The sequence below is a fragment of the Algibacter pacificus genome, assembly GCF_008033385.1.
Lineage (GTDB): Bacteria > Bacteroidota > Bacteroidia > Flavobacteriales > Flavobacteriaceae > Algibacter > Algibacter pacificus.
On sequence record NZ_VOGY01000008.1, the window covers coordinates 160,369 to 183,329 of the forward strand.

Consider the following 22,961-nt stretch of genomic DNA (forward strand, 5'->3'; position numbering starts at 1 on the left):
ATTTAAATCACACCCTTCAAAGATAAATAAAAGCACAGCTAATAGCCAAGTATAAACTTAATAAACAGATTGATTTTTACTAAAACTCTGCATTTTGAGGCGTTCTAGGAAATGGAATAACATCTCTAATATTACACATGCCTGTAGCAAACATTACTAAACGTTCGAAACCTAAACCAAAACCAGAATGTACTGCTGTTCCATATTTACGTAAATCTAGATACCACCAAAGATCATCTTCTGGAATATCTATAGCGACCATTTTTTGTTTTAGCACATCCAAACGTTCTTCACGTTGCGCTCCTCCAACAATTTCCCCAATACCAGGAAATAAAATATCCATAGCACGAACGGTTTTTCCATCGTCATTCAAACGCATATAAAACGCCTTAATATCCGCTGGATAATCGAACAAAATTACTGGACATTTAAAATGTTTTTCAACTAAAAAGCGTTCATGTTCACTTTGTAAATCCATGCCCCACTCCCCTACTAAATACTTGAATTTCTTCTTTTTATTAGGTTTAGATTGGCGCAAAATATCAATAGCTTCGGTATAACTTACACGTTTAAAGTTATTTTCAGTAACAAAATTTAATTTTTCAATTAAACTCATATCACTACGTTCGGCCTGTGGTTTTGTTTTTTCTTCGTTTAATAATCGATTTTCTAAAAACTCTAGATCTTCTCGGTTATGCTCTAACACATGTGTAATTACCGATTTCAAAAAATCTTCTGCAAGATCCATATTCCCGGCTAAATCCATAAAAGCGACTTCCGGTTCTATCATCCAGAATTCGGCTAAATGTCTTGATGTATTTGAATTTTCAGCTCTAAATGTAGGTCCAAAGGTATATACTTTCCCCAGAGACATGGCATAAGTTTCTGCTTCTAATTGCCCCGACACGGTTAAATTTGTTTCCTTTCCGAAGAAATCTTTGGTATAATCTACTTTTCCGTCTTCATTTAAAGGTAAATTTTTATTATCTAAACTAGACACTCTAAACATTTCTCCAGCGCCTTCTGCATCACTACCCGTTATAATTGGCGAGTGCATATAATAGAAACTATTTTCATTAAAATATTTATGAACGGCAAAAGAAAGGGCCGATCTTAATCGCATAACCGCACTAAATGTATTAGTTCTTGTGCGTAAATGTGCATTTTCTCTTAAAAATTCAAACGAATGTTTTTTTGGTTGAATAGGATAGGTTTCAGGGTCTGAATCTCCAAGAACTTCCAAATGACTCACTTGAATTTCTACTTTTTGACCTTTACCTTGGCTCTCTACCAATTCTCCTTTTATATGTATTGCGGCACCTGTGGTTACGCGTTTTAAAAGCGCTTCATCAAAGTTTTCAAAATCTACAACACACTGAATATTATTTATGGTTGAACCATCATTTAAGGCAATAAATCGGTTAGCTCTAAACGTCCTAACCCAACCTTTTATATCAACTTCAAGTAATGTGGTGTTTTGTTTTAATAATTCTGAAACAGTACGTGATTGCATATAAACTAATTTTGAAATGTAAATATAATGGTTTCAACAGTAAAAATTAAAATAATAAATTCGAAAATTATGAAAATTTTTATTTATTAGGTGTTAAGATGTTTTAAAGTGTAATTAAAATGACTAATTTTCACTAGAACTTCCATCTTCTTCTGGTATAATATTTATAGAGGGTTTACGTAGTACTTCCTTATTAGCAATGCTACGCTCTAAAGAAAGCAATAAGGACGGTAGTAATAATAAGTTAGATAACATAGCAAATAATAAGGTTGCAGAAACTAATGCGCCAAGTGCTACTGTTCCGCCAAAACTTGAAATGGTAAATACAGAGAACCCAAAAAACAATACAATGGATGTATAAAACATACTAACACCTGTTTCTCTCAATGCCCCATAAACTGACACCTTAATTTTCCAATTATTGGCTTGCAGTTCTTGACGATATTTTGCCAAAAAATGAATAGTATCATCCACAGAAATACCAAAAGCGATACTAAATACTAGTATTGTAGATGGTTTTATAGGCACCCCTAAGTACCCCATTAAACCTGCTGTTATAATTAAAGGCAATAAATTCGGGATTAGCGAAATAACAATCATTCGGAAGGAACGGAACATATAAGCCATAAAAAGTGCTATTAAAAATATGGCTAACGATAATGAAATGGCTAAATTTTTGACTAAATATTTTGTTCCTTTTTGAAAAACCAATGCTTTACCCGTCATGGTTACCTCATATCTTTCTTTAGGAAAAACTTTATCTATTTTATCTTGAAGATTTTCCTGAATACGCTCCATTCTATCTGTACCAACATCTTTTATAAACGTGGTAATTCTGGCATACTGACCAGTTTTATCAACAAAATCACTAAGTAAATTACTGTTGGATGTTGAGTTTTTAGCATAGGATAAAATAAAACTATTTTCTTGCGACGTTGGCAACTGATAAAACTTAGTATTCCCATTATAATAAGCTTGTTTAGAATACTTAACCAAACCAACCACCGAAATAGGTTTTGAAAGTTCTGGCGTTTCTACAATAAGCTCTTCCAACTCGTCCATGCGCTTTAAAGTAGATAGTTTCATAACGCCTTTTTTACGTTTAGTATCTATCATTATTTCTAAAGGCATAATACCATTAAACTCTTGTTCAAAAAACCGAATATCGTTTACAAAATCCGATTCTTGAGGCATATCTTCTATTAAACTTCCAGAAATTTTTATTTGATAAACACCAATAATACTTAGAGCTAAAAGCACAACAGATGTAATATAAATAGTAATACGCTTATGTTTTACCATGTGCTCCATCCAGTTAACAAAACCACCAATCCAACGTTTATTAAGATGCTCTAAATGGCGATCCTTTGGATAAGGTAAAAAGGAATATACAATAGGAATTATAAGAATACATAATATAAAAATTGAAAAAATACTTAGCGAAGCCACTAAACCAAACTCTTTTAAAAGTTTACTTTCTGTAAGTATAAAAGTTGCAAAACCACAAGCCGTAGTTACATTTGTCATTAACGTTGCATTACCAATTTTGGTAATAACCCGTTGTAATGATTTGGCTTTATTACCATGCAATTTTACTTCGTGCTGATATTTATTAATCAGGAAAATACAATTAGGAATCCCTATTACAATAATTAAAGGCGGAATTAAAGCGGTTAAAACCGTGATTTCATAATTTAACAAGCCAATAATACCAAGTGTCCACATAACACCAATACAAACCACTACAATTGAAATTAAAGTAGCACGAAACGATCTAAAAAAGAAAAAGAAAATAAGAGAAGTTACTAATAATGCGGCTCCAACAAAAAGACCTATTTCCGAAACGATATTAGTAGAATTTAAAGTTCGAATATAAGGCATACCCGATATACGAACATCTAAATTGTATTTAGCCTCAAAGGCTTCAACTCTAGGAATTAAAACATCTATTACAAAATCTTTCCTAGCCGATGTATTTACAATGGCCTTATTCATGTAAATAGCCGATCGAATTGTTTTTGTATCTTTATTGAATAAGAAATTATCGTAAAATGGATATTTTTTGAAAAGATCATTTTCCAAAGTTTCAATTTCCGCTATCGAGCTAATAGAATCCTTAATAAAAGGTTCTAATACAAAACGCTCATTTTTGGTGTCTTTTACCAGTTTTTGAAGTTCTTTAATTGAAATAACAGATTCTACAGCATCGGATGAATTTGCAAAACTTTCCGACAAGTTATTCCAAGCATTTAGTTTCTCAACCGTAAAAAGTGTAGAGTCATTTACACCAAGTACAATTAAGTTCCCTTCTTCGCCAAATATTTTTAAAAAATTGTTATAAACAATATTAACCTCATGATCGTCCGGCAATAAATTAGCTTCGGTATAAGTAAACCGCATGTTATCCCACTGCCTACTAAAGAAAATAGTAGTCGCAAGAATGCAAATAAGTATAATAATTTTATTGCGTAAAATTAATCCCGCAATTATGTTCCAAAAGTTCTTAGTAAATAGTTTAAACATGCTTTATTTAAAAGATGCGCAAAGGTAGAAAAAAGGAATAGATTACCTCATAAAGAGACGTTAAATGTAAACTTAAAAGCAACATTGTCACCAATTTCAGGTAAGTGATAAGCACCATAACGGTAGGTAAAGCTTAAACCAAAACCAAAAAACAATTTATTAAGTTCGAAACCAGATTCGGTGTACCCCTTCTCTAAGGATCCAAAAGTAATATTTTCATGACGCTGCGAATGTGCCATATCGCCAATAGCATAGCGTGATATTAAAACCATTTGAGGTTTGTAACGTTCGGTAATTTTAAAAGGCGCTAAATAATGTTTAAACTGAAAAGTGGCAAACTTATCGGAAAAAAACTCATTAAAAAACATCGTTTCAAAACTATTCAATCCAGCTACCGAAAAGCGTTGCAAAATAGTAGCTTTGTTAATATTGTTTGGATAAGCGTGGTATAAATGGGTTAAAGGGGTATCGCCACTAGCTATTCCCGACACGATTGTTATTCTGGAATGTGCACTTTTAGAATCTCCAATTTGGTAAATTGTTCTAAAATCGAATTTAGAAAAATTAAAATTACTTTTTAAAACATTTTTAAAACTTTTGGTGTATTGTAAGGTAAACTTAGGAAAACCATCTTTGGTTTCTTTTATGCCTTCTTTTGTAGATTCAAACTTACTAAACGGGCTCCATTGCAACGTTGTTTTAGCCGAACTAATAGTAAAATTATTAAACACATTGCCACCAAGGTTAAACCCATACTCATAAGTTGGATCTATTTTACTCGTAGAAAATTGCGTTTCACTTAAAATTTTAGATGAAAACTCATGCTCTATAGAAATCGATTTGGTTATATGTTTATGAAACAAATCGATGTTAAGTAATCGAGGTTCGAAAAACTGAAAAAAACGTTTATCGGTTAAAAAATTAGTACTTCCTGTTTCTTGTAAATCATCGGTGTACGATAAATTTAACCAGGTATTTGAAACTTCGGATACTCTAAAACCGCCACCCAAGCTATATTTAAATCTAGCATCTCTAAAGCCATAAACTAAATAAGAGTTTACACGATATTTTTCTGAAAACGCTCGATTTGTCTCTGCACCAATACCGGTTCTAACCCCTTCGTATTGGTTGTATTTTATTAAATATCGTAAATCGAAATTAAAATAATTTGTTGGAAAAAAGCCATTGCCAAGCTGTTTTAAAAAAGCCTTCCTTTTAATAGAATCTTGCGCTGGTTCCGTTGGAACTTCATTTTGCGCGTTTAAAACGACAGCGCATAAAATAAATAAAAACAGAATTCTATGTTTCATTTAAAGCAAGAGGAATAAAAATGATAAAAAAAGCGACAAATTTGTCGCTTTTTATTTTTTCTCTGAAATAAACTTTCGTTTACACAGTCATGATTTCTTTTTCTTTTAATTCAAAAAGTTCATCTACTTTTTTAACGTGCCTATCTGTCATTTGTTGCACATCAATTTCTGTATTCTTTTTTATATCTTCCGATATATCGTCATTTTTCTTAATCTCGTTATTAGCATCTTTACGTGCCGTACGGATACTCACTTTAGCATCTTCTGCTTCAGCTTTAGCTTGTTTTGCTAAATCTCTACGTCGTTCTTCGGTTAATGGTGGCACACTAATTATTAGTATATCACCATTGTTCATTGGGTTAAAACCTAAATTTGCATAAGCAATTCCTCGTTCAATTTCCTGTAGCATATTTTTCTCCCATGGCTGTACAGTAATGGTTCTACCATCTGGCGTGTTAATATTAGCCACTTGCCCAATTGGAGTTTGAGAGCCATAGTAATTTACCATAACACTACCAAGCATGGCTGGAGTAGCTTTACCTGCTCTAATATTTATAAATTGTTTTTCAAGATGCTTAATGGCGTTATCCATTGCCTCTTTTGTACTATCTAATATAAATTCAATATCCTCGTTCATTGTTTTAACTTTAATAAGGTTTTGCTATATCCAAAATTTCCGCCAAGTTTTAAACGTTCACTTTTGTACCTATTTTTTCACCAGAAACCACTTTAAGTAAATTACCATTGGTATTCATATCGAAAACAATAATAGGTAATTCATTTTCTTGACTTAATGTAAATGCCGTGGTATCCATTACTTTAAGACCTTTGCGTAAAACGTCATCAAAAGAAATATTATCAAATTTTATTGCTTTCGAGTCTTTTTCGGGATCTGCAGTGTAAATACCGTCTACACGAGTTCCTTTTAAAATAACATCGGCTTCTATTTCAATAGCTCTTAATACTGCAGCAGAATCTGTGGTAAAATAAGGGTTTCCTGTTCCTCCTCCAAAAATAACGACACGTCCTTTTTCTAAATGACGCATGGCTTTTCTTCTTATAAAAGGCTCTGCAACTTCATTTATTTTAATGGCGGTTTGCAAACGTGTTGGAATATCGGCATCTTCTAAAGCACCTTGTAATGCTAAACCGTTAATTACGGTTGCTAACATTCCCATATAATCACCTTGAACTCGGTCCATACCTTTACTAGCTCCGGCAACACCTCTAAAAATGTTTCCGCCTCCAATAACTATCGCAACTTCAACGCCTTGATCGGTAATGGTTTTAATGTCTTGTGCATATTCAGATAAACGATCTGGATCTATACCGTATTGACGTTCACCCATTAAGGCTTCGCCTGATAATTTTAGAAGTATTCTTTTATATTTCATTTTATAAATTATGAGATGTTCGTTTTCCTGCAAACAAAAGTTTCGCAAAGCTACATAAAATTTTTATTTTTTTGAATTTATATGAAATGAGATTTTCACCTATAAATAGCAAAATAACTACTTACCCATATTTAATAATTGGTAATTTAATTAATGCAACCCAACATTTTATGTGTTTCACCCAACAGAACTTAAAATAATTATCGATTTAAAATGTAATTTTATTTCACTAAAAACGATAAAAAATTGTATTTTTCTTGAATTAAAATTTGGGAATTCCTTCTTTAATCAAAATATATGCTAACACAACAAGATTTAGAAAAAAGTAAAAATCAAGAAGAATTTATAGAATTACTCCGCAATAAATTATCCGAAGAAGACTTCCAAGGCTTAATGCATTCTATTAATTATGAAAAACAACTTATAAAATTACAAGCAGAACTTGTAGACTTACAACAATGGGTTGCAAAATATAACAAACGAGTTTGTGTTATTTTTGAAGGCCGAGATGCTGCAGGAAAAGGTGGTGCCATTAGGCGTTTTACAGAACATTTAAACCCAAGATCTATGCGCGTTGTTGCCCTTACAAAACCAACCAACGTAGAACGTGGCCAATGGTATTTTAGACGATATATTAAAGAATTACCCAACCCTGGAGAATTGGTTTTTTTTGATAGAAGTTGGTATAACCGGGCCGTAGTGGAGCCTGTAATGGGCTTTTGTACCGAACAAGAATATAATAAGTTTATGGTTCAAGTTACAGAATTTGAACATATGCTTTACGAAGATGGGGTGGAATTAATAAAATTCTGGTTTTCTATTTCCAAAGATGAACAAGTAAGACGATTTGATTCACGGCTAAAAAACCCTTTAAAACAATGGAAATTTAGCGAGGTGGATAAAGAAGGGCAAAAACTTTGGAATAAATATACCCATTACAAGGAACAAATGTTTAGTAAAACACATACCACTTTTAGCCCTTGGATAATTATAAAAACCAATGAAAAAAAAGCCGCTCGCTTAGAAAGTATTCGTTATGTACTATCGAAATTTAATTATGATGGAAAAGGAAACTCCGGAACACCCATTTTACCAGATCCAAATATAGTGCAACGCTACCATAGAATGGTTAAACAAATTGATTAAAAGATGGCAAAAATATCAGATAAAAGCATAACCAAATTAAACAGCAAAAAGGGTTTAAAATATTTTTTGTTAGACGAGACGATGACTCCTTTAAAAGCAGTGAAATTATTGAATTATGAAACAAAGCTTAAAAAATTACAAGTAGAGTTAAGAAAACTTCAAGAATGGGTAGAAAACAACGACGAAAAGGTGGTAATTCTATTTGAAGGACGAGATGCTGCAGGAAAAGGCGGAGCTATTAGGCGTATAACACAGCATTTAAACCCACGAGAATTTAGAGTAGTTGCTTTACCTAAACCAACCGAGGAAGAGCAAGGAGAATGGTATTTTCAACGCTATATAAACAACCTTCCAAGAAAAGGAAAAATAGTTTTTTTTGATAGAAGTTGGTATAATCGTGCGGTTGTAGAACCTGTTAATGGTTTTTGTACTCAAGAAGAATATAACATTTTTATGAATCAAGTTAACGATTTTGAACGTATGCTTATTGAATCGGGAACCCGATTGATAAAATTTTATTTTTCTATTTCGAAGAACGAACAACTTAAACGATTTGAAGATATAAAATCGAGTCCTTTAAAAAAATGGAAATTTAGCAAAGTAGATCAAAATGCCATAAAACTTTGGGATTCCTACACCGATTATAAAAACAAAATGTTTGAAAAAACAAATACTGAAATTTCGCCTTGGATTATTATAAAAGCAAATAGAAAAAGTCAAGCCAGAATTGAAGCTATGCAACAAGTCTTAAACTTATTACCTTATAATGAATAAGCTACATTAAACAAAAGGTAAACAGATTATTTCTGAGATTAAAAGTTTGCATTATAAAATGCAAAAATAAAACATAAAAAAACCACTACAGCTAATAAGCGTAGTGGTTTTTATTATGTTTTAGTTTCGTTTAAGCGAAAATTAAATCACTATTAATTATCCAACAGATACACGTTTGAAACCTGTAATTTCAACTTCACCGTAAGATGCAACATATTTTGCTACAGTAGATTTTTCGTCTTTAATGAAATTTTGGTCTAATAAACATTTTTCTTTGTCTAATGTGGTGTTATCAGAAATGAAACGCTCCATTTTACCAGGTAAAATTCTGTCCCAAATTTGTTCTGGTTTACCTTCAGCTTTTAATTCTGCTTTCGCAGCTTCCTCAGCTTGAGCTAAAACCTCATCAGATAATTGAGACATAGAAATGTATTGAGGTACGTTTTTAAGAGTTTTTCCTAAACGCCCTAACTCGATATTATCTTTTTCAATAACCGCTATTCTAGCTTCTGTTTCCGATGCAACAAAAGCAGGATCAAAATCTTTATAAGATAATGTAGTTGCTCCCATTGATGCTACTTGCATAGCCACATCTTTAACTAAAACCTCAGCGTTATCAACTTTTGCAGATAAACCAACTAAAGCAGCAATTTTATTAATGTGCACATAAGTTCCAACAAATGCTGCTTGTAATTTTTCAAAACCAGTAATATCTAGTTTTTCACCAATAACACCTGTTTGCTCTGTTAATTTTTCAGCAACCGTCATTCCATCAAAATCAGCAGCTAAAAAAGCGTCTTTAGAATCGCAATTTAATGCAATGTCAGCCAATTGATTTGCTAAAGCTAAAAAGTTTTCATTTTTACCAACAAAATCAGTTTCACAACCTAAAACAATAGCAACACCTTCAGTTTGATCTGCATTAATTTTAGAAACAGCAGCACCTTCAGAAGAGTCTCTATCGGCTCTTTTTTCAGCTACTTTTTGTCCTTTTTTACGTAAAACCTCAATAGCTTTATCGAAATCGCCTTCCGCTTCAACTAAAGCTTTTTTGCAGTCCATCATTCCTGCGCCAGTAGCTTGTCTTAATTTGTTTACTTCAGCGGCTGTAATTTTTACTGTAGTACTCATAGTTATTATAATTTAAAAAAGTCGTTCAATATATTTTCTACAAAGAAAAGAACTAAACGACTTATTTGTGTTTTGTTAATGTTATTTTTATTCTTCTTCTTCAGCAGTAGCTTTTGGTGCTGGTGCAGCTTTTGCTTTAGGCGCTTCTGCTTTCGCAGAGGCAGCAGCATCTTTATCTGCTTTACGTTCAGCCAATCCTTGAGATATTGCAGAAGTTACGTGAGATAAAATTTTATCGATAGATTTAGAAGCATCGTCATTTGCAGGGATTACATAATCCACTTGGCGTGGATCAGAGTTTGTATCAACCATTGCAAAAATTGGAATGTTTAATTTTTGTGCTTCTTTAATCGCGATATGCTCACGCTTAATATCTACAACAAATAAAGCTCCAGGTAAACGTGTCATATCAGTTATAGAACCTAAGTTTTTTTCTAACTTCGATCTTAAACGGTCAACTTGTAAACGCTCTTTTTTAGATAAGGTTAAAAACGTACCATCTTTCTTCATTCTATCAATAGTAGCCATTTTTTTAACCGCTTTTCTAATAGTAACAAAGTTAGTTAACATACCACCTGGCCAACGCTCAGTAATGTAAGGCATGTTTATAGATCCCGCTTTTTCAGCAACGATATCTTTAGCTTGTTTTTTTGTTGCAACAAATAAAATTTTACGACCAGAGTTAGCTATTTTAGCTAATGCATCTCCAGCTTCTTCAATTTTAGCTGCTGTTTTGTATAAATTAATTATATGAATACCGTTACGCTCCATATATACGTAAGGCGCCATGTTTGGATCCCACTTACGTGTAAGGTGTCCGAAATGTACACCTGCTTCAAGTAATTCTTTTACTTCTACTGCCATTTTGTAATAATAGTTTACGTTCTGTTGAATTAGCAATGTTCCATTTAAGCATTTTAGGCTTTTGGCTTCATTTAGATGCTAAACTAAATCCTATTAATTTTATTAATAATAGGGCAACAATAACTTGTTTTTTTATTTTGTTTGAAATGATACCAGGCATCTGAAAAACAGATCCTGAACCATGTCCAGGATATTAACGTTTCGAGAATTGGAATTTCTTACGCGCTTTTTTCTGACCGAATTTCTTACGTTCAACCATTCTAGGGTCTCTAGTTAATAAACCTTCTGGTTTCAAGATTAGTCTGTTCTCTGCATCAAGCTCACACATTGCGCGAGAAATTGCTAAACGAACAGCCTCAGCTTGTCCAGTAATACCACCTCCATATACATTTACTGTAATATCAAAGTTGCTGTCATTGTTAGTCAAAACTAATGGTTGTTTTACCTTGTACTGTAAAGTAGCTGTAGGAAAATAATTAGTTAAGTCTTTTTTATTAATCGTAATGTTTCCTGTTCCTGTAGAAACATAAGCACGAGCAACAGCCGTCTTTCTACGGCCAATTTTGTGAATTACTTCCATGTTATTTAAATTCTTCTAGATTAATTACAGCTGGTTTTTGAGCTTCATGTTTATGAGCTGTTCCAACAACAACGGTAAGATTACGGAATAACTCGGCACCTAATTTGTTTTTAGGTAGCATTCCTTTAACTGATTTTTCTACTACTCTTGAAGGATCTTTTCCAAACAATTCTGTAGCAGTTAAACTTCTTTGACCTCCTGGATATCCAGTGTGACGAATGTACGTTTTATCGTTCCATTTGTTACCAGATAAACTGATTTTTTCTGCGTTGATAACAATTACGTTATCACCACAATCAACGTGAGGTGTGAAGTTTGGCTTGTGTTTACCTCTTAAAAGTTTTGCAACTTTAGAAGCTAAACGACCAAGTGCTTGTCCTTCAGCATCAACTAAAACCCACTGCTTATTTACAGTTGCTTTGTTGGCTGAAATCGTTTTGTAGCTTAATGTGTCCACGTTTTTAATTATTTTTTATTAAACATTCCTCTCTTAAAAAGAGTTTGCAAATTTACGATTATATATTTGATTACCAAATAGTGTGGTATATTCTTTTAATAAATTTAAAAGTATTGATATATAAGACTTTAAGATAATTAGATGTAGGGTTATAAAAAAAGCTAGATAAATCAAATTTATCTAGCTTTTTTACTTTACAATAATTATCGCTTATTTACCCAATCCTATGGTAACACCTCCAGAATAGTATGTTCCTTTACCTATGTTTCTACCACTTACTACAGTACCAGACCCAACACTTACACCTATAGTTTTTGATATAGGAGCATAAAGGTTTAATCCTATTCTAGAAAAATTCACTTTAGTTTCCGGAAAATTACCTGCAAAGTTAGGTGAGTTAATATCTAAACCACCATTAGTTTTTTGTGCGTCAAACCAAGCATCTGCATAGAATGATTTTCCTGCATATCCTAATTTTATTTGAGCATTTACACTATTAGGAACATCAAATTTAGCCCCCGTACCTAAGCCTAAAGTATTATCTGCTTCTCCTCGAATAGAGTATCCTACAAAAGCATTACCGAAAAATCCAGAATTATTATTGTATTGAAAGCCTAATTTACCATCAATAGATGACGCACCATTTCCTAGAGAAAGAATCCCGTTAGATTCATAATCAAAAGCATAGGATCCTCCTACAGCTATAACCCCAGTCATACTACCATGTTCATACTTTGTTACAAAAGGCGCCCACTTAATTAATAAACTAATATCTTGCAGATCGGATTGCTCTGTAGAGCCATTTACAGGATCGGCAGCACCATCACCTTCAGCTTGAATATAAGGTAAATTTATAATAGCCGTAATATTATCTGCTAAACCATAATTTGCATAGACATTATATATGTTTTGGTCAATTTGGTTGTGCGCTGGCACGGCATCTTGCTTATCTGTTCCTAAATAGAACTTCTCATAAGTTGCAAAAGTATAAGAAAGCGAAATATTTGCTTCTCCTTTTTTGTTAAAAAACCCGTCTGGATTAATTTGAGCTTGAGTATTTTGTATCCCAATACTAAATACTGTAATTATCGCTAAAAATAATTTAATTTTCATAACATTGTTTGGTTTTAAAGATTGAGCACTTTAAGACGGTTTATCAAATAAAAAATTACAGGTTTATATTATATATTTATTCCACCCTTTAAAATTCGCCTATTTAAAGCACAAAAAAAACACTGATTTACAGCACTTTAAGTCAATTCATTATATATATGTTTTTTTTTAAATTATTATGTTTTCTAATAATTCTCTTTTGTTAGTTTTGCGTTTTCTTATAGATATAATATGATTTCAGTTGATAATTTAGCAGTCGAGTTTAGCGGGCATACCTTATTTAGCGATGTATCGTTTACCATTAATGAAAACGATAAAATTGCCTTAATGGGAAAAAATGGTGCCGGAAAATCTACCATGATGAAAATTATAGCCGGTGTACAATCTGCCACCCGCGGTCATGTACGTTACCCAAAAGAAGCTGTTATAGCCTATTTACCGCAACATTTATTAACGGAAGATGATACTACTGTTTTCGATGAAGCCAGTAAAGCCTTTAGCCACGTATTCACCATGCGTGACGAAATGGAAGACTTAAACAAACAATTGGAAACGCGCACTGATTACGAATCGGACGACTACATGAAAATTATTGAGCGTGTATCCGATTTAGGTGAAAAATATTATGCCCTTGAAGATGTTAATTACGATGCTGAAGTTGAAAAAGCCCTAAAAGGTTTAGGATTTAAACAAGACGATTTTACACGAAACACCAACGAATTTAGTGGTGGATGGCGTATGCGCATTGAATTGGCTAAAATTCTACTTCAAAAACCAGACCTTATATTATTGGATGAGCCTACAAACCATATTGATATAGAATCGGTAATTTGGTTGGAAGATTTCCTTTTAAACAAAGCCAATGCCGTAGTTGTTATTTCACATGATAAAGCCTTTATCGATAACATTACAAACCGCACCATAGAAGTGACTATGGGACGTATTTACGATTACAAAGCCAATTATAGCCATTACTTACAATTACGAGAAGACAGACGCTCACACCAAATAAAAGCCTACCAAGAACAACAAAAATTTATTGCCGACAACCAAGCATTTATCGATCGTTTTAAAGGAACTTTTTCTAAAACCAACCAAGTCTCATCGCGGGAGCGTATGCTAGAAAAATTGGAAATTATTGAAATTGACGATGTAGATACCTCGGCTTTAAAACTACGATTTCCTAAAACACAGCGTTCGGGAGATTATCCGGTTACAGTTAAAGATGTTTCAAAATCTTATGGAGAACACGTGGTATTTAATAACGCCAACATGTCTATTGCCCGTGGTGAAAAAGTGAGTTTTGTTGGGCGAAATGGAGAAGGAAAATCGACCATGATAAAAGCTATTTTAGGTGAAATTAATGTGGATGGGGAATGCGCATTAGGTCACAACGTACAGGTAGGTTACTTTGCACAAAACCAAGCCGCTTTATTAGATGAAGATTTAACCATTTTCCAAACCGTGAACGAAGTTGCCAAAGGCGATGTTCGTACTCAAATAAAAAACATCTTGGGGCGTTTTATGTTTAAAGGCGAAGATATCGATAAAAAAGTAAGTGTACTTTCGGGTGGTGAAAAAACCAGATTAGCAATGGTAAAACTTTTATTAGAACCTGTAAATTTGCTTATTCTCGATGAACCAACAAACCATTTAGATTTAAAATCTAAGGATGTTTTAAAGGAAGCGCTTCTCGATTTTGATGGCACCCTTATTTTAGTTTCGCATGACCGAGATTTTCTTCAAGGTTTATCCAACAAAGTATTCGAATTTAAAGAAAAACGCGTTATCGAACATTTTGAAACTATCGACGATTTCTTGGTTAGAAATAGAATTGAAAGTTTAAAAGCTATCGATTTGTAATAACAAATTACTTCCTTTATTCTAAAACTTAACACATACCAAAAGCCCTTTCATAAAAAAATATGAAAGGGCTTTTATTTTGATTTTTCTTTTACTGAAATGTGAGTTAATCCAATTGGTCTAATAATTTCTGAGCCCGCTCATAATCATCAGCATCTTCGGGAATGGTTTTTAAAATATCAATACAAGTTAAAGTATCTTCCTGTTTTAATTTACTCAATGCTAAATACCAAATAGCTTTATTTTTATAAGCCGAATTGCCATTGGCTATTTCGGTTAATATATCGTCTGCTTCATCATAATGATTTAATTCTATCTTACTAATGGCGTTGTAAAGATTCCACGCTTCATTATTTTGATCAGTTTCAATTAACTGGGCAAAAGCTTTTTCCGCGGCAGCGAAATCTCTAGAATTAAAGGCTTTTTCGGCGATTTTTAAAAGGGCATCATTTTCACCTCTAACCGTTAAACTTACCGGATCGAAATTATTAAAATCGCTATACGACGGGCTGGAAAACTGGTTAAACGTAAAAACACCCAACATAACAACCACACAGGCTGCAATAACATATTTATAAAATTCGAAAGGTTTTTTACTACTTTTTTCTTCGGAAATCGCTAGTTTTTCTTTAAAATATTTGTTCGAAATATCGCTTAAATTAGCTCTAAAAGCAGCCGATTCTGTCTCATTCCCATATTTATCACTTAAATAATTTGATAAATTTTTATACGTCTGAAATGCTTCCGCGAAAGCGTTATTGGTTTTTAGTTTATTTTCGAACACCTCGGTTTCGGTTTTGCTTAAGGTTCCGAAAAGGTAATCTTCAAATTGTATATAATCTTTTTCTTCCATGATGGTTAATTTTTAAGTTGGTTAAATTTAGGAGATTCACGAACCAACTCGGTAAGTTTGCCAATGCACAAGGATTTCTTTTTTCGTGCATAAGCATAGGTTATGTTTAAGCTTTTGGCAACATCTTCCATAGATTTCATTTTAAAGGTTGCTTTCAACAAATCTTTACAAGCGTCACCCATTTTTTCGAACATTTCGGCAAATAATGCTTGTTTTTCGCCAAATACCGACGTTTCGAATGCTAGTTCTAGAGCCTCGTCTCCTTTAGATAGCACCTCTTCATTAATTGTTACCTCTTTATTCGATGTTTTTTTTAAAACGTTTAGCCATTTGCGTTTGCATAGCAAGAAAAAATAAGCATCGAATGGGCAGGTAAGCTGCAATCCTTTTTCGCTGGCTTGGTTATAAATAGTAACAAGCGTGTCTTGTATAACATCTTGAGCCTGATCGCTATTACCGCTATTCTGTTTAATATAATTAATCACTTTTGGCACAAATTTATCGTAAATGGCTTGTATTATAAAACTGTTGTTTTTTAATAACCCATCGATATATTTTTGGTCTTCGTGTATTTTTTTATCACTCATTAACCCTTGTATTTGCTACTAAAGTAAAAAAAGTTTCAACATAAAGGGTAACAAATTTAAAATGGTTTTGATATAAGGGTGTAACAGTCAAATAGACATACCTTTTTTTAATCAAACTAAACATTTATAAATTATGAAAAATTCAATTTTAATTATCGGAATGGTCGTATTATCCATATTAAATATGCATGCTACCAATGAAAAAATGCCCCTTAATCCTTCAACTGAACTTACAGAAAACAACATCGCTCAAGTTTTTGAATGGGAAGTAAAAACCAATAAAAGCGAATACGCCGGAACCGCATTAAGTTTAAAACAAGCCGAACGTATGATTGCTTTATCGAGCAGCGGGGAAATTGTGAGAGACCAAAAAATTACCAGTTATTTTATACTGAAAAGTGATGTGAATACAAATGAAAACAGAAATTATTTCTGGGAAGTAAAAACCGCAACGGCAACGGCAAGAGGTTATTCGTCTTCCGAAGCTTATGCTCATAAAATGATTGCGCTTGTAGCCTCGGGCGATGTCATTGTGGATAAAATAATTATCAGTCAGCCACAACAATAAATTAAAAATAAAATCCAAAACTGGGTAACAAAACCATAACCTAGTTTATATATCAGTGAATAAACAATTAAAACTAAATATTATGAAAACTTTAAACCACATTTTAGGAACACTATTACTAACAGCGTTATTATTTACAAGCTGTGACGACAAAAACGACGCCGAATATACTGCGGTACGTGCAACGGCCGGCGAGTATAATAATTTACAAGACGATGCTTTGGAAAGCATTACCCAAAACTTTCAGTTTAATGCAGAAGATCCTTATGTTTCTTTAACCTCGGAAAACGGTGTATCTATCTACATTAACGGCACCTGTTTAACTTTAAACGGAAATGCTGTTACCGGACAAGTAGATTTAGAATTTATTGAAATTTTCGACAAAGGAAATATGCTTATTACCAACAAACCAACTATGGGCGTTATGCCGAATGGTGATAAAGCCTTGCTTTTAACAGGTGGTGAGTTTTTTATAAACGCCACACAAAACGGTGCTAATCTAGAAATTGGATGCGATATTCAATTAGGCATCCCAACCGATTTAACAGGAGGCGTGGATAACGACATGATTCTATGGAACGGTAATATTGATGAAGATGGTAACCTAGCCTGGGAAGAAGCAAATGAAGACCAAGACAAAAGAGGTGTTTTTGCCGAAGGCAACCAATACTATGCATTTCTTAGCGATTTTGGATGGTCTAATGTGGATCGTTTTTATAACGACCCTCGTGAAAAAACAACTATTTTAGTGGGGGTTCCAGAAGGTTACGATAATCAAAATTGCTCTGTGTTTTTATCTTATGACGGCGAAGATACAGGTTTAGCCAACTTAGATACTTACGATGCTAATTCTGGTTTATTTAGCGAGCATTACGGACAAATTCCCATAGGATTAGAATGTCACGTTATTTTTGTAACCGAAGAAGCTAACGATTGGAAATACGCAGTAAAAGCCGTAACCATAGTAGAAAACGGTGTAATTACCTTTACTGATAGCGAAACATCTGTTGTTACCCAAACCCAACTTACCAGCATTATAAACGCTTTGCCTTAATTTTTTAGCTCATGTTCCTCAATTATTTCAAATAAGTTAAACAGGGCTTATTTTAACCCAGAAACTCTTGTTTCTGGGTTTTTAATATTAAAATTTAATCACCAACTCCGGCTAACTAAACGGGTTAAACATCATTTTTAATTTTAAACACATTCTCTTTTGTATATTTATAAGCAAATCAACTAAACTCTATTATGAAAAAGCACGCCTTTCTATGTCTTATTATAGCATTACCCCTATTTGTTTTTGGACAAGAATCCATTAATGATACCATTACTCGTAAGGCTACTATTAAAGCCGATATAATAGGAAATGCTGTTTTATTTACTCCCGAAACACCAGAATTAAATCAAATTGCTGGTGCTCCAAAAGCCTTTTACACCCATTACTGGGAAATGGGCGATGGCAGCTATAGCAAGGAAGAAAACCCAAAACATATTTATAAAAAGAAAGGCGAATACGAAGTAAAACTTTGGGCAACCAATAATTATGATACCGGAAAGCCACCAACCACCCGACCAAAAAAAATAAACATCAGTTCGGTTACTGAAGATTTTCAAGAGGAAGCCTCTATGGAAACCGATTTTACATTAAAACGCAATAGAGAACCCGTACCAAACCAAGAGATTGTTACTATTTTAAGCTATAAAAACACCAAAGACTACACCACAAACGGGAAGATATATCTCTTTTTTAATGAATTAAAATACAAAGCCAACAATTTTGAATTAACCGATACCCGATTATATCACAATGAAAAAAACATAGAAACCGATGTTTTTGCTTCCACACAAAACATTGAAAACGATGATACTTTTTTGGCTTCTTTAAATAATGAAGAAACAAACTATAAAACCGTAGCCCAAGATTCTACTATAAAAACAAATTTACCTTTAAGTGTATCCGAAGCTCAAGCGCTGTACAAAAACTGGGAAGTTTTAGAGTTCGATAATATGCAACCCGAAGAAGAACGTCATATTTTTTTCAGCTTAAAAACCACTCCCGAAATGGTTAAAGATACTAGCGCTATTATCTCGGTTCGGGGTATTTATGTGCCAGATTCTAATTACGACAACCACAAAGTAAAAGACATGGAAATGGAAATTGTAACTTCGCACGATCCTAATAAAATGTCTTCGAATAGTACTTTTATGAATTATAGATTGGTACGTTTTAAAACTTTAAAATATAAAATCAAGTTTCAAAATAATGGCGAAGGGCCAGCAAACACCATAAAATTAGAAACTGATATTCCAGATATGCTTGATAAATCGACTTTAAAAGTGGTCGATATGTATCCCAAATGCGAAATATGTCCCGATCGCGAAGTACTTTACAGTTGTTTGGATACCACTTTTACCGATACTCAGGCTATTTTCACCTTTAAAAATATTTATCTGCCCGGTAGCGAGCAAAAAAACGTAAAGGAATACGACTCTACCAAAGGCTTTGTAAAATACAGCATAAAATTTGCCAAAGATTTTCATAAAACAAAAACCAAAAGTAGAACGGCTATTATTTTTGATAAAAACGATCCCATTATCACCAATTATTCCACAACCCGATTTTTGCCAGGAATTTCTATTGGGGCAAAAGTGGGTTATAATTCCTTTGCCGATTTAAAAAATTCCGAAAGTTATTTTATCGGCGCCACGCTTTCACCTTACAAATCATACCGATGGTATTGGCAAGTGGAACTACTAAACAACTTTCATAATTATGATGGAGAAACTACTGTAACCACTGCCAATGTAGACGAGAGCGCCGTAGGCTTCCCTTTTATAGAACGTACAACTAGCGCATCGACTTATGAAAACATCGATTGGGATATTCCCATGTTATTACGCTATAATTTGAATAACTATATTGGGCTTGGAGCTGGGTTTCAAAACACCATTTCGGTAAGTGAAAAACAAACAGAAAACAGATTGATAGAACAATTTGATGGCGATGCCATACAAACAAATAATAAACCATTTAATACATTTGAAGAAAACGAAACCAAGAGTAAATCTTACAGCAATGTGCGAACAGGTTTACTTTTTGAGGCCACCGCAGGGTTTGCAAGAATTGGTCCAAGCTTAGGCGCAAGATATATTTTGAATTTTGAAGACAACTTCAATTATTGGCAGTTTTATGCCATTTGGAAATTTTAAGTTGAAAAAATCCAGAGACTATTTATTAAACTCAATTAAATGAAAATTTGTTGCTTTCTTCTATTTTTTATCACCCTAAGTAGTGTTGCTCAAAACTTAGAAGAAACTATTTATTTGGCAGCAGAACGGTTTATTGAAAATAAAAAAACCGAGTCGCTAAAACTTTTAAACAAACAGGAAAGCCTTTTTAAAAATCAAGTAAAATCAAAAGAAGAACAGCTAGCATTAGTTTTTCTGCAAACACATAAAGCTTTTTATTTATTTCAGCAATCGGAATTAACAAAGGCTATTATCACTTATGAAGATGCCTTAAATAGATTTAATGAAAACCAACTTTCTCAAATTTCAGATTTCGATATTATTGATAATTGTTTAAATCCGTTAGGGACTTTATATACTAAAACGGGCGATTTCACCAATGCGTTAAATACTATAAATCAGTATATTTTTTTAGCCGAAAAAACACACCAAACCAAGCATCAAATAAGTGGTATTATTAATTTAGCTAAATTGTATGCCACTTTAGGAAAACATGAAACTGCAATAAAAACCGTGGATGAAGGTTTAAAAATTAACAATAGTTCTGAAACTCAAAAAAGACATTTACTTCAAATAAAAACAGAAAGTCTTAATGCTTTAAACCTATTTTCGGCATCGTCAAGCTTTAAAAATGATAGACAGAATTACTTGCTTCATTTAAAAAAGAAGGATTATAAAAAAGCCTTCACGGCATTTTCTTCTTATAAAAAAAATGAATTACAAAAGCATCTTACAAAACGTGAAACGGAACAACTTTATATTGAGGAGGCCCAACTTTATTTCCTTTTGAAACAATCCGAAAAAGCTTTAACTTTTTTAAATATGGCTTTAAAAATGCTATTACCAGAATATAACGGTGATGGCTTTCCAACCAAACATCAATTATATGCCGAGAATAAATTTATAGATATTTTTGATTTATATGCCGAAATTGAAACAAGTTCTGAAAAAGCCTTACAAAGTTTAGAGCTTAGTTTTTATGTTTCTAGTTTATTACAAAGTAGTTGGACATCGCAAGAAACTAAAATTTTAAACGAAACCAATAATAGAATCCGAAGTGAAAAATGCATCGATATCCTTTATAACGCTTTTAACGAAACTCAAGATACCTCTTATTTAAAAACGGCACTTCAATATGCTGAAAACAGTAAATCTTCGGTTTTAAAAACCATGTTTTTAAAGAAATTACGCTTGCAACGTTTTCCAAAAGATAGTTTATTAATTAAAGAATTTAAACTATTAAAAACACAAGAACAGCTTACTAGTTTATTGGTAAAAGCGGGTTTGGGTTCTAAAAAAATTAATGATTTAAGTATACAACTGAGCAACATAAGCATGCAATTAAAATCATTAAACAGACGTATTTTAGAAAAACATCCCAATGAAGATGTGCCGTTTCAATTAACTAATCTCAACTCTAAATTACTAAAAGATCATGCTACTTTAGCCGAATATTTCTATGGTAAAAATAGCATTTATCAATTCATTATTTCAGGTAAATCTATTAGCCTTAACCGAATTGAATATAATGCCGATGTTAAAAATCAAATTTCAGCGTTTATCAATCTATTTAATGCGCCTTCAACTATAAATAACGATATTTCCAATTACACAAAACAAGCATTTTCTATTTATAAATTATTGAATTTAAAAGCGCTTTCGACAACTGAAAATGCTATTATCATTCCGGACGGCTTACTTAACTTTCTACCTTTTGAAGCTTTGCTCACCAAAAAAACAGAAACCACCGCTTTTTCAAGAATGCCATTTGTTATCGAAAACCAAAACATTATTTATAATAGCAGTATTATCTTATATTTAAATGAAACCAAAAAACAAAAGCATAATAATGAAGTTTTAGGCTTTTTTCCTGTTTTTGAAAACACCAATCAAGCTTTAACTTATTCCATAAATGAAGCCCATGCTATTGCAGATTATATGCCTTCGAAATTATTTATGAAAGCAGATGCTACCAAAAATAACTTTTTTAAAAATGCTTCAGACTATGATATTATTCATTTATCCACACATGCTAGTAGTGGCGATTTTGTAAAACCATCGAACTTATCCTTTTTTGATGATACTTTATTTTTAAATGAACTCTATAGTCAGGATTTAAACCCGAATTTAGTCGTTTTAAGCGCCTGCGAGACCGGCATAGGTAAATTATACAAAGGAGAAGGTGCGATGAGTATAGCGCGCGGATTTCAATATGCTGGCGCAGAAAATATATTGTTCTCGCTTTGGCAAATTAACGATTTATCAACAGCCCAAATTATGGCGTCTTTTTACAAAAATTACAAGGAATCTCAATCGGCTTATATTGCTAATCGGACATCTAAAATTAGTTATTTAAAAAACGAGTCGATTAGTAACGTTAAAAAATCGCCTTACTATTGGAGCGCCTTTGTTTATTATGGCGAATTGGTGACACCGAAAACAAAAAACTTTACGATTTATATTTGCATTGGTATATTAATTACCTTGTTTATAGTATTTTTGGCCATGAAATTAAAACGCAATGACAACAAATCTTCAAGAGTTCCTTTTAAATAAAGGCTATACCAAAGTAAAACTTCATTTAACAAAGACGAATCATTTTGAGATAAAAGCCACAATTAACGGTAAAAAAGGTTTATTTATTTTAGATACTGGAGCCTCAAGTTCTTGTGTTGGCTTTGAAGCTATTGAAACGTTTAAATTAGACGCTGAAGATTCTTTAATTAAAGCCGCTGGTGCTGGAGCGACCGATATGGATACTAAAATGTCTAAAAAAAATAAAGTTAAAATTGGCAAATGGAGTCATAACAAGGTCGTCTTGGTTTTGTTTAATCTATCTCATGTAAATAGTGCTCTTATAAACCATAATTCCAAACCTGTCGATGGTATTATTGGTGCCGATATTTTAAAAAAGGGTAAAGGTATTATTGATTACGAAAAGAAATACTTGTATTTAAAACTTTAAAACACTTAATTATTCCTTGCTAAAAAAACACAAAAAACGTCTAGATTTTTTTTCTAGACGTTTTTTTATGT

At 32.8% G+C, this 22,961-nt stretch carries 20 protein-coding genes; 8 read left to right on the forward strand and 12 right to left on the reverse strand.

Features of this window, described 5'->3' with window-relative positions:
* Positions 1 to 79: 79 nt before the first annotated feature.
* The 5 genes from asnS to pyrH all read right to left on the reverse strand — a co-directional run bounded on the left by asnS (position 80) and on the right by pyrH (position 6,740).
* The gene (gene asnS, locus FQU21_RS13305) at positions 80 to 1,513 is read right to left on the reverse strand and encodes an asparagine--tRNA ligase (RefSeq protein ID WP_147678495.1); all 1,434 of its coding nucleotides are present in this window, start codon (positions 1,511 to 1,513) and stop codon (positions 80 to 82) included.
* A 123-nt stretch (positions 1,514 to 1,636) separates the two neighbouring features.
* Positions 1,637 to 4,036, reverse strand: a complete 2,400-nt coding sequence (locus FQU21_RS13310) for an efflux RND transporter permease subunit (RefSeq protein WP_147678496.1) — start codon at positions 4,034 to 4,036, stop codon at positions 1,637 to 1,639.
* Between the two features lie 47 nt (positions 4,037 to 4,083).
* The gene (locus FQU21_RS13315; RefSeq protein WP_147678497.1) at positions 4,084 to 5,346 is read right to left on the reverse strand and encodes a DUF5686 family protein; all 1,263 of its coding nucleotides are present in this window, start codon (positions 5,344 to 5,346) and stop codon (positions 4,084 to 4,086) included.
* A 79-nt stretch (positions 5,347 to 5,425) separates the two neighbouring features.
* The gene (gene frr, locus FQU21_RS13320) at positions 5,426 to 5,983 is read right to left on the reverse strand and encodes a ribosome recycling factor (RefSeq protein WP_147678498.1); all 558 of its coding nucleotides are present in this window, start codon (positions 5,981 to 5,983) and stop codon (positions 5,426 to 5,428) included.
* A gap of 49 nt (positions 5,984 to 6,032) precedes the next feature.
* Positions 6,033 to 6,740, reverse strand: a complete 708-nt coding sequence (gene pyrH / locus FQU21_RS13325; protein WP_147678499.1) for a UMP kinase — start codon at positions 6,738 to 6,740, stop codon at positions 6,033 to 6,035.
* 297 nt (positions 6,741 to 7,037) lie between these two features.
* Here pyrH and ppk2 (FQU21_RS13330) point away from each other — a divergent pair, with 297 nt between their 5' ends.
* Positions 7,038 to 7,886, forward strand: coding sequence for a polyphosphate kinase 2 (gene ppk2, locus FQU21_RS13330; protein WP_147678500.1), 849 nt, complete (start codon positions 7,038 to 7,040; stop codon positions 7,884 to 7,886).
* A gap of 3 nt (positions 7,887 to 7,889) precedes the next feature.
* Positions 7,890 to 8,660 (forward strand): polyphosphate kinase 2, encoded by a 771-nt coding sequence (gene ppk2, locus FQU21_RS13335; RefSeq protein WP_147678501.1) that lies wholly within the window; start codon positions 7,890 to 7,892, stop codon positions 8,658 to 8,660.
* A 156-nt stretch (positions 8,661 to 8,816) separates the two neighbouring features.
* On the opposite strand, the gene tsf is transcribed toward ppk2 (FQU21_RS13335), so the two are convergent.
* The 5 genes from tsf to FQU21_RS13360 form a co-directional block, all read right to left on the reverse strand.
* Positions 8,817 to 9,791: a translation elongation factor Ts gene (tsf, locus tag FQU21_RS13340; protein ID WP_147678502.1), complete on the reverse strand. Its 975-nt coding sequence runs from the start codon at positions 9,789 to 9,791 to the stop codon at positions 8,817 to 8,819.
* A gap of 87 nt (positions 9,792 to 9,878) precedes the next feature.
* Positions 9,879 to 10,655, reverse strand: a complete 777-nt coding sequence (rpsB, locus tag FQU21_RS13345; protein WP_147678503.1) for a 30S ribosomal protein S2 — start codon at positions 10,653 to 10,655, stop codon at positions 9,879 to 9,881.
* A gap of 193 nt (positions 10,656 to 10,848) precedes the next feature.
* On the reverse strand, positions 10,849 to 11,235 hold the full coding sequence (gene rpsI, locus FQU21_RS13350; protein ID WP_147678504.1) for a 30S ribosomal protein S9: 387 nt from the start codon (positions 11,233 to 11,235) through the stop codon (positions 10,849 to 10,851).
* Position 11,236: 1 nt separating this feature from the next.
* The gene (gene rplM, locus FQU21_RS13355; RefSeq protein WP_147678505.1) at positions 11,237 to 11,692 is read right to left on the reverse strand and encodes a 50S ribosomal protein L13; all 456 of its coding nucleotides are present in this window, start codon (positions 11,690 to 11,692) and stop codon (positions 11,237 to 11,239) included.
* 210 nt (positions 11,693 to 11,902) lie between these two features.
* Positions 11,903 to 12,805 carry a hypothetical protein gene (locus FQU21_RS13360; protein ID WP_147678506.1) on the reverse strand — a complete coding sequence of 301 codons (903 nt, stop codon included), beginning with the start codon at positions 12,803 to 12,805 and terminating at the stop codon, positions 11,903 to 11,905.
* A gap of 231 nt (positions 12,806 to 13,036) precedes the next feature.
* On the opposite strand from FQU21_RS13360, the gene FQU21_RS13365 reads away from it, so the two are divergent.
* Entirely contained in the window at positions 13,037 to 14,668 is a 1,632-nt protein-coding gene (locus FQU21_RS13365) for an ABC-F family ATP-binding cassette domain-containing protein (protein WP_147678507.1), read from the forward strand.
* A gap of 106 nt (positions 14,669 to 14,774) precedes the next feature.
* Here the strand turns inward: FQU21_RS13365 and FQU21_RS13370 are convergent, their stop codons facing one another.
* Positions 14,775 to 15,521 carry a tetratricopeptide repeat protein gene (locus tag FQU21_RS13370; RefSeq protein WP_147678508.1) on the reverse strand — a complete coding sequence of 249 codons (747 nt, stop codon included), beginning with the start codon at positions 15,519 to 15,521 and terminating at the stop codon, positions 14,775 to 14,777.
* Between the two features lie 5 nt (positions 15,522 to 15,526).
* Positions 15,527 to 16,108 (reverse strand): RNA polymerase sigma factor, encoded by a 582-nt coding sequence (locus tag FQU21_RS13375; protein ID WP_147678509.1) that lies wholly within the window; start codon positions 16,106 to 16,108, stop codon positions 15,527 to 15,529.
* A 133-nt stretch (positions 16,109 to 16,241) separates the two neighbouring features.
* On the opposite strand from FQU21_RS13375, the gene FQU21_RS13380 reads away from it, so the two are divergent.
* The 5 genes from FQU21_RS13380 (at position 16,242) to FQU21_RS13400 (ending at position 22,890) form a co-directional block, all read left to right on the forward strand.
* Positions 16,242 to 16,676, forward strand: a complete 435-nt coding sequence (locus FQU21_RS13380) for a hypothetical protein (protein ID WP_147678510.1) — start codon at positions 16,242 to 16,244, stop codon at positions 16,674 to 16,676.
* 82 nt (positions 16,677 to 16,758) lie between these two features.
* The gene (locus FQU21_RS13385; protein ID WP_147678511.1) at positions 16,759 to 17,730 is read left to right on the forward strand and encodes a hypothetical protein; all 972 of its coding nucleotides are present in this window, start codon (positions 16,759 to 16,761) and stop codon (positions 17,728 to 17,730) included.
* Between the two features lie 194 nt (positions 17,731 to 17,924).
* Complete coding sequence (locus FQU21_RS13390) at positions 17,925 to 19,886, forward strand: DUF7849 domain-containing protein (protein ID WP_147678512.1); 1,962 nt, start codon at positions 17,925 to 17,927, stop codon at positions 19,884 to 19,886.
* Between the two features lie 39 nt (positions 19,887 to 19,925).
* The gene (locus tag FQU21_RS13395; protein ID WP_147678513.1) at positions 19,926 to 22,481 is read left to right on the forward strand and encodes a CHAT domain-containing protein; all 2,556 of its coding nucleotides are present in this window, start codon (positions 19,926 to 19,928) and stop codon (positions 22,479 to 22,481) included.
* A complete protein-coding gene (locus tag FQU21_RS13400; RefSeq protein ID WP_147678514.1) occupies positions 22,447 to 22,890 on the forward strand; it encodes a retropepsin-like aspartic protease in 444 nt (147 codons plus the stop codon). Before FQU21_RS13395 ends, FQU21_RS13400 begins: the two co-directional genes overlap by 35 nt.
* Positions 22,891 to 22,961: the final 71 nt, after the last annotated feature.